Origin of the sequence: Emticicia agri (assembly GCF_004168285.1) — a bacterium.
Classification (GTDB): domain Bacteria; phylum Bacteroidota; class Bacteroidia; order Cytophagales; family Spirosomataceae; genus Emticicia; species Emticicia agri.
In genome coordinates this window covers 97,963-111,437 of the sequence record NZ_SEWF01000014.1, presented here as the reverse complement: position 1 = coordinate 111,437, position 13,475 = coordinate 97,963, and the positions used below count along the sequence as shown (strand labels likewise).

Annotated in this window: 8 protein-coding genes; 2 read left to right on the top strand and 6 right to left on the bottom strand. The window is 38.7% G+C overall.

The features are described from left to right. Positions 1-97 precede the first annotated feature (97 nt). The 6 genes from EWM59_RS11665 to EWM59_RS11640 all read right to left on the bottom strand — a co-directional run bounded on the left by EWM59_RS11665 (position 98) and on the right by EWM59_RS11640 (position 8,247). Positions 98-937 carry a transglutaminase family protein gene (locus EWM59_RS11665; protein ID WP_130021150.1) on the bottom strand — a complete coding sequence of 280 codons (840 nt, stop codon included), beginning with the start codon at positions 935-937 and terminating at the stop codon, positions 98-100. Between the two features lie 43 nt (positions 938-980). Further along, a complete protein-coding gene (locus tag EWM59_RS11660; protein WP_165372157.1) occupies positions 981-2,153 on the bottom strand; it encodes an efflux RND transporter periplasmic adaptor subunit in 1,173 nt (390 codons plus the stop codon). 12 nt (positions 2,154-2,165) lie between these two features. After that, the gene (locus EWM59_RS11655; RefSeq protein ID WP_130021148.1) at positions 2,166-3,377 is read right to left on the bottom strand and encodes a TolC family protein; all 1,212 of its coding nucleotides are present in this window, start codon (positions 3,375-3,377) and stop codon (positions 2,166-2,168) included. Further along, positions 3,374-6,496, bottom strand: coding sequence for an efflux RND transporter permease subunit (locus tag EWM59_RS11650; protein WP_130021147.1), 3,123 nt, complete (start codon positions 6,494-6,496; stop codon positions 3,374-3,376). Before EWM59_RS11650 ends, EWM59_RS11655 begins: the two co-directional genes overlap by 4 nt. Positions 6,497-6,604: 108 nt before the next feature. Continuing rightward, positions 6,605-6,988 carry a hypothetical protein gene (locus tag EWM59_RS11645; RefSeq protein ID WP_130021146.1) on the bottom strand — a complete coding sequence of 128 codons (384 nt, stop codon included), beginning with the start codon at positions 6,986-6,988 and terminating at the stop codon, positions 6,605-6,607. Between the two features lie 257 nt (positions 6,989-7,245). Next, the gene (locus tag EWM59_RS11640; protein WP_229239342.1) at positions 7,246-8,247 is read right to left on the bottom strand and encodes a glycoside hydrolase family 43 protein; all 1,002 of its coding nucleotides are present in this window, start codon (positions 8,245-8,247) and stop codon (positions 7,246-7,248) included. A gap of 384 nt (positions 8,248-8,631) precedes the next feature. Here EWM59_RS11640 and EWM59_RS11635 point away from each other — a divergent pair, with 384 nt between their 5' ends. Both EWM59_RS11635 and EWM59_RS11630 read left to right on the top strand, forming a co-directional pair. After that, entirely contained in the window at positions 8,632-10,779 is a 2,148-nt protein-coding gene (locus EWM59_RS11635; RefSeq protein ID WP_130021145.1) for a glycoside hydrolase family 97 protein, read from the top strand. 228 nt (positions 10,780-11,007) lie between these two features. Further along, positions 11,008-13,350, top strand: a complete 2,343-nt coding sequence (locus tag EWM59_RS11630; protein WP_130021144.1) for a PQQ-dependent sugar dehydrogenase — start codon at positions 11,008-11,010, stop codon at positions 13,348-13,350. The last annotated feature ends 125 nt before the right edge of the window (positions 13,351-13,475 follow it).

The following is a 13,475-nucleotide window of genomic DNA, read 5'->3' as shown; positions in this document are numbered from 1 at the left end:
GATTAAGGTTAATCACCGACAAAGATAAAAAAAAACTGTGTTTTTTCTATCCTTTTCTTTTCAGGCTGATTAAAATCTATAGGTAGCAAATAAAATATCAAAGGCGTTTGATATTCACATAAGCATTTAATTCAGATTTGGCACTCCCTCTGAATCCTCCGGTAATAGGATTAATTAATTCGGGCTGTGCCGAAGAGGCTAAGGTAATATAATGGTCATCTACAATTTTCCCCTCTGTAGGGTCAAAACCCCTCCAACCTGCGCCGGGTAAATATACTTCTACCCAGGCATGTAATTCGTGTGCTTGTAACTGGCTGCCATAGCAGTAACCACTCGCAAATCGGGCGGCAATACCCAATGCTTTACAACTGGCAATCATCAATACGGCATAGTCCCGACAGGTACCTCTTCTGCTTAGCAGTGTTTTTTCAGCAACATTGGCCGGGCCTTCCAGACGCTTTTCATAGCTGAAACTTTCTTTGATATATTTTGAGATACGTGCCAGAAAATCGGTTGTTTTCCAGTTGGCTTCTGCTGCCAGTTGGCGGGCAAATTGATGAATAAGCGTAGTTACCCCTGTCAGATTCAGATAGGGATGAAGTAATAACGCCTCTTTTTCAGGATAATGAAAAGGCAGTTTCTCGGCGCTGAACGGAAAATAAATAAAATGATACGGCTTAGTTGGCGATGATTCTATCTCAAAAGATGCCTTAAACGTCAGCTCTTCGCAAGAGGAGTTAATATAGGCAATGTATTGCGCATTGCCTTCTACATCAATATTTTTATAAAGAATATCTGCTACCGGATTAATTTCAAGTTCAAAATCGTTTATCTCCTGATGAGGAGAAGCCTTTGGTGAAAGATAAATATAATGAGGTGTCAGAAATACAGCTTGAGAATATTTATAATGTAGGGTATGTTCAACGCTTAGAACCATAAATTGCTTATTGAGTATTTTAACCTAAAATCTGAACAAAATTTTAATCTTCAACAGTTCCGCCCATGTCTGATAAAAAATGCCCTTTGTCGGTTACTATCGAAGCTGAATTACTTAAACCCTCTGATAAATGTACCTCCACATGCTGTCCTTGAATTGCGCCCAATTTAACAGGTATTATTCTGAAAACTACCTCTTTGCTATTTTGTTTTTCTAATTCTATAATAAAATTCCCTTCGGGTTTTCTTAATATAGCACTTTCAGGCAATGTTTTAGCCATATGTGTGCCTGTCAGCACTTTGGCATTGACGAACATTCCCGGAATAAGTTTTTGTTCTTGTTGGTGATTATCGAGGTGTACATGAATGGTCATTGCCTTTGTTTCATTATCAAATACTTTTGCTACCACAAATACGGTGGCCATTACATTTTCTCCTAATCGTTTATCATCTATGAGTACTTTCTGCCCTTTCTGAATTTTATGAGCATCTTTTTCTAATACTTTCAATTCTATGTGTAAATCATCTTTGTTGATGAGTTCGAACAGTACATCATTGGGTGTAATGGCTTTACCCGTGTTAATATGAACTGCTTTCACATAGCCACTAATGGGCGCAGTAACCTTAATTATCGACGAAATATCTCCTTTTTTCAAGGTAGCAGCATTAATACCTAATAATTTAAGTTTGGCTTCCAGCGCTTTTATCAGTGCCAGATTGCTGTTAAATTCGGCCTCAGCCTGTTGTAATTTTTTCTTTATGCCTATGTCTTCTGAATTGAGGGTCTGCTGGCGCTCTAATTCTTTTTCAAGGAAAGCTGAATGAGCCACTGCCTGAAAATAATCCTGTTGCATCTGAATAAACTCAATAGATTCTACCGTAGCTAAAACCATGCCTTTGGTAACAAATTGTCCTGGCAATGTTGTATTAGCAAAGATGGTTTTAATAAAGCCCGTGGTAGGAATACTGATAAAAGCAAGATTCTCGGGTAGAACCTCTACTACGCCTGTAGTTTTTATTTCATCGCTTATCGCAGTCTCGCTGAAATTGCCTAAACTCAGATTAAGGTTTTTAAACTGCTCGGCAGTTATTTTTATCTGTTCCGATTGTAGTGGGGCAGTAGTTGTATCAGCACTTAATGCAGGTGTGTCTGGCTTCTTCGAACAGGAAGTAAGACCTGACACAAACAGGAGAGTTACAAAAAAATATTTTTTCATGATAATGTTCATTTATTCGATACCTAAAAGTGTTTCTATCTGAATGATGGTCTGGTTAAAATCTAAAACTGTTGAGAAATAACTATCCTTGAGTTGCCATACCTGCTGATTTATTTGTATCAATTCTACGTATTCAATCTCACCGCTCTGGTAACTTTTTATCGCATTCTTCATCATCAGGTCGGCTTGCGGGAGCGCAAAATTTTCATAGTACCGGAGCGAGTTACGGTGCTTCTGGTAGGCCATTTTCAGCATGTTCAGTTGCGTGTTCAGTCGTAATTCAATCTGTTTCCGGTTTGAGTCAGCTATTCTTTCGTTCACTTTAGCTACTTCTACTCTTGCTTTCTGTGCCTGTGTAAAAATAGGTAAACCAATGCCTGCCGAAAGAACCATCTGATTGAAGTTATGCTCAATACTCTGGTTTATTATTCCCAGTCTGAAGTCAGGTTTTAATTTTTGTTTTTCTACATGGATTTGTTGCTGACTGATGATAGTTTGCTGCTCAAATACAGAGAGAAGAGGGTTGTTAGTTAAAGACAAAGTATTTGTAATAGCAGAAGTGTCTCTTCTTAGAGGAATGTTAAAATCAAGTTTAAAATCCTGCGAGTTGTTCAGCAGAAGTTTAAAGTGCTGATACGCTGATTCTTCATCTTTTGCTAAAACACTTAATCTATTGTTTATTTCCTGCAAGCGTATTTCTGCGCTGATTTTTTCTAATGAATTAGTTTCTCCTGTTTTGTGTCTGGCTAATGCAATCTGTAAGGTGCTGCGGTAAATACTATCTTGTTGGGATAATATCTCCCTTAGCTGCTGATAATAAAACAACTGATAGTACACCTGCTTGATATTCCCTGTCAACTCATTTTTTTGTAGTACTTCATTTCTCTGACTGGCTACTACACGACTTTTTTGTAAGTCAGCCTGTGCCTGATAGAGCTTAGGGTGAGAAAACTGTTGCACCAGACCAAGGGTATAATCATTGGTATAGGCAGCTTGTGTACGACCTAACTGTATATCCAGATTAGTCTTGGCCAGTTCTTTTGTCGTCTTTATTAATAATTGTTCGCTTTCGGTTTCAAGGCTACTGATTTTAAGCAGATAATTGTTCTTAGAGGCTAATTCAATACTTTGTTGTAAGGTAAGTGTCTGAGCCCAGACTCCCTTACTTAAAAACAGGAAGAGTATTGCTATTAAACGATGATATTCTAGTTGATAAGTTTTCATTGAACTTTGTTTTTATTGAATAAGGTGTAGATAACAGGCAATATAACGAGTGTAAGTAGCGTGGCCGAAATCAGACCCCCAATAACAACCGTTGCTAAAGGCTTTTGTACTTCGGCACCTGCTGAGTTTGAAATAGCCATTGGCAAAAAACCTAATGATGCCACAGAGGCAGTCATCAGTACAGGGCGAAAACGATTCTTAACCCCTTGAAAAGTCCGTTTGTAAATATCCAGATGCCCTTCCTCTTCTAATTGATTCAGATGACTTATCAGTACGATACCATTAAGAACTGCCACACCAAATAAAGCAATGAATCCCACACCTGCCGAAATACTGAATGGCATATCCCGAATCCATAGGGCTACAATACCGCCAATGGCAGATAATGGAATGGCTGTAAAAATCATGAACGCCTGTCTGAATGAATGGAAAGTAAAATAGAGAAGCATAAAAATGAGCAGCAGGGCAATAGGTACGGCAATACTCAGGCGGTCTTTGGCTTTTTGCAGGTTTTCAAATGCACCTCCATAGACAATATAATACCCGGCAGGTAATTTAATTTGTACATCTAATTTTTCCTGAATCTCCTGTACCAGACTCTCTACGTCACGGTTCTGAGGGCTTATGCCAATGGTAATGCGCCGACGGGTATTTTCATGTGAGATTTGTGCCGGAGCTGCTATATAAGCTATTTCTGCTACTTCTTCAAAATTAATATAAGAGCCATTGTTTAATTTTACATAAAGAGCTTTTATCCCTTCAATGTCGTTCCTATATAGAGAGTCAAGCCGCAATATCATATCAAAGCGTTTTTCTTCTTCAAATACAGTTCCGGTTTTTTCTCCGGCAAATGCTGTTTTCAGAATCAGGTTCAGGTCTTCGATATGCAAACCATACTGGGCTAATTTTTCACGATTATACACTACCGAAATCTGGGGTAAGCCTACCAATCGTTCTATTTTTATACTGGCTACACCCTCAATTCTTTCTATTATCTTGGCACAGGCGGTGGCTCTTTCGGCCAGTTTCTCCAAATCATTTCCAAAAATCTTTACTACAATTTCAGACCTCGAACCGGCTATCATTTCATTGAAACGCATCTGTATTGGTTGTGTAAACTCTACACTCATACCCGGTACCTCTCTATCAATCACGTCAGCCATTTTCTCAAACATTTCCTCTTTCGATTCTGCTGAAACCCATTCTGATTTTTCTTTCATTGAAATCATCAGATCCGACATTTCTACAGGCATGGGGTCGGTTGGGACTTCTGATGCACCAATACGGCCTACTATCTGGTCTATTTCAGGAAAATGTTTTTTTAGTGCGTTCTGAGCTTTGGTAGTTGCCTCAATGGTTGCGGTAAGAGATGTTCCCGGAGGCGTCTGAAAATCAATGGCGATATCACCTTCTTCTAAACTCGGAATAAATTCACCGCCCAGCATAGAAAAAATGCCCAGGCTAATCACAAACAAACCAAAGGCAATGCCTGCTACCAGTTTTTTCTTAGCCATTGCCCATTTGAATAAGGGTTGATAGACATTAAAAATCGTATTGACAATGGTATCCGATAACTTAAAGTGTTTATTACCTTCGTCTTTCAGAAGCAAGGCCGATACTGCAGGCACATAGGTTAAAGACAATACCAAAGCAGAAACAATAGCCAGACTCACTGTAATAGCCATTGGCTGAAACATTTTCCCTTCAACGCCAGAAAGTGACAATAAAGGAAGATAAACTGTGAGGATAATAATAACCCCGAAAATGGCAGAATTTAATATTTTTGAAGTAGCCTTAAACACAACCCCATCCATTTCAGCTTGCGTCAGTTTTGTTTTTTCGGGTAGATGGGCTTTATCTTGCAGGTAATGCAGAATGCCTTCTACGACTATAATAGACCCGTCGATAATAAGCCCAAAGTCAATAGCCCCTAAGCTCATCAGGTTGGCAGAGATACCGAAGGTATTCATCAGACTTAGCGTTGCCAGCATTGATAGCGGGATAACCGATGCTACTAAAAAGCCTGCTCTGATACTCCCCATCAATAACACCAGCACAAAAACTACAATCAGTCCGCCTTCAATCAGGTTGGTTTCTACGGTATGAATAGCTTTGCTGATTAATTTGGTACGGTCAATAAAGGCATTAATCACCAATCCTTCCGGCAATGTTTTCTGAATTCTCTCGATACGTTCTTTTACACCCTTAATGGTTTTTTCAGAATCAGCCCCTTTCAGCATCAATACTACAGCACCAACGGTTTCGCCTTTACCATTCTGTGTCATGGCACCAAATCGGTTGGCATGGCCAAACTGTACAGTAGCTACTTCTCTTACCAAAAGAGGTGTGCCGCCGACAGTTTTGATAACAATGTTTTCAATATCTGACAGGCTTTTGGTTGTTCCTTCTCCTCTGATAAAATAAGCCTGATTGTTTTTCTCAATATAGCTTCCACCTGTATTCGCATTGTTGCGACTTAAAGCCTCATATAATTCAGCCATACTGATATTGTTGGCTCTTAAACGCTCCGGGTTGGCGCTCACTTCGTATTGTTTCACGTAGCCGCCGAAACTACTGATTTCAATGACCCCTTTTACGCCTGCTAACTGGCGTTTAATAATCCAGTCCTGAATGGTGCGGAGGTCGGTCAGTGAATATTTATTTTCATAACCTTTCTTGGGAATGATAGTGTATTGATAAATCTCGCCTAAGCCGGTAGTAATCGGAGCTAATTCGGGTTTACCAAATTGGGTCGGAATTTTATCCTCAGTAGCCTTTAACTGTTCAGCTACCAATTGCCTTGCTTGTAGTATTGGAATGAACTCGTCGAATACAATAGTAATGACCGATAAACCGAGACGAGAAGTGGAACGTATCTCTTCCACACCTTGCAGGTTAGCCATTTGCTGTTCGATAGGTGAGGTAATATACTGCTCAACTTCCTGGGCTGCCAGCGTAGGGGTTTGTGATAAGATAACCACCTGATTATTAGTTACGTCTGGTATGGCATCAATAGGTAATTGCGTAAGCGAATAACCGCCCCAACCAACCAAAGCCAGAACCATCATACCAATAATGATTTTATTATTGATACTGAATTTTATAATGGTATCAAACATGATGAAAATAATGAATAAGCAGTTGTAAAAAGTATCATATAGAATAATCAACTCTCAATCTGGGTAAACAGATTGGGAATTCCTCAATTCTGAAAAAATTACAAATACTTATGCTCGGGGAGGATTGAGAAGATTGGTTTCTGCAGAAAAGAAATAATTATTTAACCAACTGAAATGGTCTTCTTTTTCGACAAAAGAAAAAGTAGTGGTACTTGAAAAAGAAATAAATGCAGGAGCTACATATAGATAGCTTACCCCATTAATATCGAAGGACGGTAAACTTGGATGTTTGGTTTTGGCGTGTTGAGAATTAGCCGAATAGTGCATAACCAGAAAATCCCACATATTAAAATCTTTAGGGGCTTCTCTTTTGTGCTGGTAATAATGCGTAATCAGTTCAGGAAGTTTAATGGATTGACTCCAGTTGACTTTCGGAACTAAACTACCCAAAAAGATAGTAACAAACAATATGAGAGCAATGGTGCGGCGCAACTATTGAGAAATGTTTTAACAAATATAAATAATCTTGCCACACCCGAAACATTAAAATCGACAAAAGGCACCTTTTGAAGGTTTTTTTTAATAATTCATAATCATTATAAATAAAAACTATTAAAAAACTATGCTGATTATTGATAGACTACTTTCCAATTGTTTTTGATAACATAATCTAAATCTACTTCCCGGCGTTCTAAAAGCCCTTTTCTGGTGGGTGAAATTAATTTCACCCAGTATGCAGCTATTTAATATTACTTAATAGTACTTTTTTCAACACCCTCATTTGTAATGACAACAGGTTTGATCAAACCTTGCTCATCAAAATACATTTTATCTATACAGGTTACTCTTGAATTGCCATCTTTTTCGCCTAAAGGTCTTCTATGATACACAATATACCAATCCTTACTTTTAGGGTCATGAATGACAGAATGATGTCCTGCTCCTGTAGCAATTTCAGGGTTTTGTTGTAATATTTTACCAATGCGTTTAAACGGCCCGAAAGGCGAATCAGCAATGGCATAAGCTACACTATAATTGGGGCCTGTCCAGCCACCTTCCGACCACATGAAATAATACTTGCCCCCTTTTTCAAACATAAACGGCCCTTCTACATAGTTTTCAGGCGTAATTTCTTTAAAAGTGCTGCCATTTTCAAATGGAATAAAACCAGTAAAATCTTTCTTTAAACGGGCAATATTGCAATGTCTCCAGCCCCCATAAATCAGGTAATACTCGCCTTTGTCTTTATACACAAACTGATCGATAGGTTGCGCACCATTGTGAAACTTATCAATCAAAGGCTTGCCCAAAAGGTCTTTATAAGGGCCTTCGGGTTTATCGGCAACGGCTACACCAATGCCCCCTGATTCTTTATCGCTTTGAATATCATTCGCCCCAAAGAACAGGTAATATTTTTTATCTTTTTCAATAATTGAGGGTGCCCACATGGCAAGTTTGGCCCATTTTACACTGGCCGTGTCTAATATGCGTTCGTGTTTTGTCCAGTTTATTAAATCAGGAGAAGAAAAGGCATCAAAAAATACCTGTTTGCCATAAGGCGCTGAGAATGTTGGATATATCCAGTATTTTTTACCAAAGATGATGGCTTCAGGGTCGGCATACCAACCCGGGAAAATCGGATTACCTGATGTTTTTTTATCTTGCGCATCAGCCTGCCAACAAGTACTTACCAATAAACAACAAACAAATAAATTTCTAATTGTGAGGTTGAATGAAATTTTAAGCATCATAATGGTTAAGAATTGGTATGAGTTAACGGTGTAAATATACCAATCAATAGCGTACTATACCTCAAAAGTGATAGATAATTTAGTTTACAAGAAGTGCAAGCCTGCAAAAGTTTAACTTACTTTCTGAAATTTTAGCTTATCTTTACCCATGTTTTGCTACCAAAGAGAAGGTTTTTTAACTGCGGCTAAACTGGTAAAATTCTTAAAGCGTTCTTTTACTTGTGTGAGGTACTACTCAAAATTAGCATTACTGAATTTGTCACGCATTAATCTCTTAACCCAAAGTAGGTCTTTATACACTCGGCGTTTTTATCTGTTTTTATAGATACATTGCTGGTATGTAGGTCTGATAGTTGGGAAAAGGTTAAAACATTTAATTTCTTTATGAATAATCGACTTCTATTTTTTTTATTAGGCACCTTCGTCTTTATCAACCTCAAAACAGTAGCCCAAAGCTGGAGTGTTTCTTCGCCCAACAATAAAATAAGGATAACCGTTGAGTTGAAACAGCCTGACAAAAACCTGATTTATTATGTAGATTATATTGAAAACTCAACTACTGACCCTGTAATTAATGCATCAAATTTAGGGGTGCAGAGAATGGATGAGCTTTTTATGAATAATTTTAGCTTTGAAGGAATTACCAACAGAAGTATAGATGAGAACTACCAGAATGCAACAGGTAAAAAACTAAGCCTGCGAAACCATGCCAATGAAATGACAGTCAGTTTCAAGGTCAATAATAAATTACTGAATGTTGTTTTTCGTGCGTATGATGATGGGGTAGCTTTCAGATATATATTCCCTGAAACATCAGGTGCAGAATATTATGTAACCGGCGAAAATACTACTTTTCAGTTGCCTACCGATGGGAGTGCCTGGATACAGGAATTTGCTACTTTTCAGCCGGTTTATGAAAGATTCTTTAGCAACGGTACACCATTGAATCAAAATATCTTTACACAGTCGGCATTTCCTGCTTTGTTTAAAACTTCAAAATTCTGGCTTCTATTAACAGAGGCCGACTTGCACGATAATTTCTTTGGAAGCCATTTAGATGCCTATTATGGCAATGGCACTTTCAAGGTGGCAGTTCCTAATCAGGACGATGGCAACGGGTTTGTCAATTTTGCTAAATCGAGCCTGCCCTGGATAATGCCGTGGCGGGTAATAATGATAGGAAAAGAAAACAGAACAATTGCAGAGTCGAATCTGGTAAGTAATTTAAGTACTCCCTCTACTATTGCTGATATATCGTGGATTAAGCCGGGCTTATCGGCCTGGAGTTGGTGGTCTAATCTTGATAGCCCGACTGACTTTGCAGCAACAAAAAATTTCATCGACTTTACATCAACTTTTAAATTACCCTATTTTTTAGTCGATCTCCGATGGAATCAGATGGGGAATGGGGGAAATATTGACGATATAATCAATTACGCCAATACAAAAAATGTTAAATTATGGCTTTGGTATAATTCAGGAGGACCTACCAATGAGTTTTATAACGACCACCCGAGAGACCTGATGCACATAAAAGAAATACGAAGGAATGAGTTTCAGCGAATAAAAAACCTGGGAATAAAGGGTGTAAAAATAGATTTCTTTCAGAGTGATAAGCAGGAGGTAATCAAACAATACATAGATATATTGAAAGATGCTGCCGATTATCAGTTAATGGTAAATTTTCATGGTAGTATCATACCGAAAGGGTGGGAGAGAACCTATCCGAATTTAGTAACATCAGAAGCCATAAAAGGAGCAGAGGCATATTTATTCGACGGTGATAATTACAGACCTAATGCCCCTGTGCATCATACTATCTTACCTTTTACCCGCAATGCCATAGGGTCAATGGATTATACGCCTGTAATTATTGGTGAAGGACGAGGTGTAGTGCATTACACTACCGATGTGCATGAGATAGCCTTGTTAAATACCTTTGAATCAGGCGAAACCCATTTGGTTGACAGAGCGCAGAGTTATTTAGGATTACCCGCAATTGCTCAGAAAATGATTCAGGAATTCCCGACAACATGGGATGAAACCCGTATGATAGATGGTTTTCCGGGTACACACGTAGTGATGGCAAGACGCAAAGGACAGAACTGGTATATATCTGGAATTAATGGGCTGAATACCGAAAAAACGATTAGCCTTAATCTTTCTTTTATTGCCAATGGAGAGTATGCAAAACAATCTTTGAAAGATGGTAATACGCCAAGAGACATTGTTCCGGCAGAAACGAATACTACTATTCAGACAAACTTCAATAGTAATGAGTTAATGAAGCCTTTTGGTGGCTTTCTGATAGTACTCAAAAGAAAAGCCTGTCAGGAATCTTATACCATTAACAACAGTGCTACTGATGTGATGGACACCTACAAGGCTTCAGATAAAATAACCTCCTCAGTGAAAATTCTGTCTGACAGGAATGTGAATTATGATGCAGGGAAGTCAATCGATTTAATAACGGGTTTTGAAGTGCAACCGGGAGGCACTTTTAGTGCTAAAATGGGAGGATGCACAGAGTAAGACCTGAATAATAGAGGGCAGATGAATATTCTTACTGATAGTTTCTGTTAAAAAGCATTCATTATGAATTTAGTTTTTATAGGGAAAGAATCGGGATTCTGAAATTTTATTCGTAAGCTATCAAACCATTTTCGTGGAATGAGAGTCATAAGTTTAATGTAAGGTAATAAGCGTTTTATCCGTTATATTTATGAACGAAAAAGTTAAGTACATTCACAACAACCATTTATGAAAAAATCATTTTATTTCCTGCTTTTTTTCTTATCCTTCTTTTTCCGACAGAGTTTTGCTCAACCTACGGGTTTTGTTGATGAGCAAATTTCAGATGGTTGGAATATTCCTGTAGGTTTGACATTTGATGCTCAAGGCCGAATGTATGTGTGGGAAAAAGCAGGTAAGGTATTTATGGTAGAGAATGGTGTAAAGAATCCTGTTCCGGTTATTGATATTAGCGAAGAAGTCTTAGATTTTAATGACCACGGTCTGAATGGAGTAGCTCTTGACCCTGATTTTCTGAACAATGGCTATATTTATCTCCTTTATGCCGCAAAAAGACATCACGTTTTATATTTTGGTACTCCCGATTATGATGCTAATAATGCTGATGGTTTTAAAACTACCATAGGTAGGCTGACCCGTTACACGCTCAATAAGGCTGATGGATTTAATACCGTTAATGAAAGTAGCCGGAAGGTATTATTAGGAGAGAGTATAAGCACAGGTATCCCCATTTTAGTAGATAACCATGGAGTAGGCTCTGTGGTTTTTGGGAAAGATGGTACTTTATTAGTAACGGCAGGTGATGCTGCCCTTGCCAGTGAGCCTCCGGGTGTTGATAGCCAGAACCCCTGGTTTTTAGAAGCTATATCAACAGGTATTATTACCGCCGACCAGAATGTAAATGCCTATCGAAGCCAGGTATTAACTTCACTGAATGGCAAATTGCTAAGGATTGACCCCGCTACTGGTAATGGGATAGCCTCTAATCCGTTTTATGAATCAAGTAATCCCCGTTCTGCCCGTTCACGTATCTGGGCTTATGGGTTGCGTAATCCTTTTCGTTTTGGAATCCAGCCTAATACAGGGAGTACAAACCCTGCTGATGGTAATCCGGGAACCATTTTTTTAGGAGATGTAGGGTGGAGCCATCGGGAAGAAATAAATGTTGTCAGTAAGGGAGGGCAGAATTTTGGCTGGCCTACCTACGAAGGAATTAGCTATACGAATGAATCTTACACCAATCAGGCATTTAAACCAAATAATCCGGTATTTCCTATTATTGAATGGCGAGGCCCTCTGGCACAAGGCGTTGTAAATGGTGAAGTATATGGTGTTGGGTCGGCTCAATTCAAGGGAAAAGATTTTACAGGTAATTCTTCTATTGGTGGCCTGTTTTATACGATGACGGCTTTCCCTGAACCTTACAGAAATCTCTATTTTCAAGGCGATTATGAGGGGTGGGTAAAAGCCTTCCGGTTAGACGAAAAAAATAATCCGATAGAGGTAATAGATTTTGTTGATAGGGTAAATCCTACCTGTTTTGCTTTGAATCCGGTTGATGGCAGTATTTATTATGTCAGCTATCTGTATCCAGATATTCACGAAGTAAGAAGACTATCATTCAATCCGAATGCTAATCTAAGACCTGTGATTGTAGCAGAGGCAACACCTATGTATGGCGTAAGCCCTTTAACGGTCAATTTCACTGCCAGTAATTCAAAAGACCCTGAAAACGGGCCGTTGACCTTTTCGTGGGATTTTGGCGATGGTAATAATTCAGCATTGGCTAATCCTAAACATGTGTATGTGGCAAAACCCATTCAGGGACCCGATCCCAATGTCCCTGCCGACCCAACAGCCCCTCAGCTATTTATAGCTACCTTAAAGGTTACTGATAATGCCGGAAAGTCGGATACGAAAAAATTTACAATTTATTTGAATAATACGCCGCCGACGATTACCAGTACAAGTATTGATGCCGTCAATTCATTCGATAATGCCAAAGATTTTACAGTAAACCTGACCGCCAATGTGTCAGATAAAGAGCAAAATGAATTATTTTATCAATGGATAGTGGTTTTGCATCATGATGAGCACACCCATTTTGTAAGTAGTTTAAGAAAATCAGAGGGACAGGTAACTTTAGGACAAGTGCCTTGCGATAACCAGACCTATTTTTACAGAGTCAGCCTGCTTGTAACAGACCCTTTAGGTTTAAGTGCTACTTATGATAAAGATATAAGACCTGTTTGTGCCACTGATACAACCAATAATCCAGACCCCGATCCGGACCCTGATCCAGACCCCGACCCCGACCCGGTAATATTAAGTGTTTATCCGAATCCGACTAAGAATACCATTAATCTGTTGGCAAGCGATGATTTGGATAATCATCTGATAAAACTGAAGTTAGTGAGAAATACAGGGCAGATAATTAGTGAACGGGAAGGTTATTGGAGAACTCTTAAAGAACAGTTAAATAAAGATTTATCTGATCAGAGCCCCGGCATTTATCTCCTGAATATCAGATACCGAGATAAGCATAAAATTTTCAGGATTTATAAGGAGTAGCGATTTTTTGACCTAAGTGTTTTAGGTTAATAAAAGCATTCAACAATGTAAAGGAATTTACGTTCATTTTTTAGTAAGTTTATATAGAGCCGTATTTTACGGCTCTATGCAACTTATATAAGATA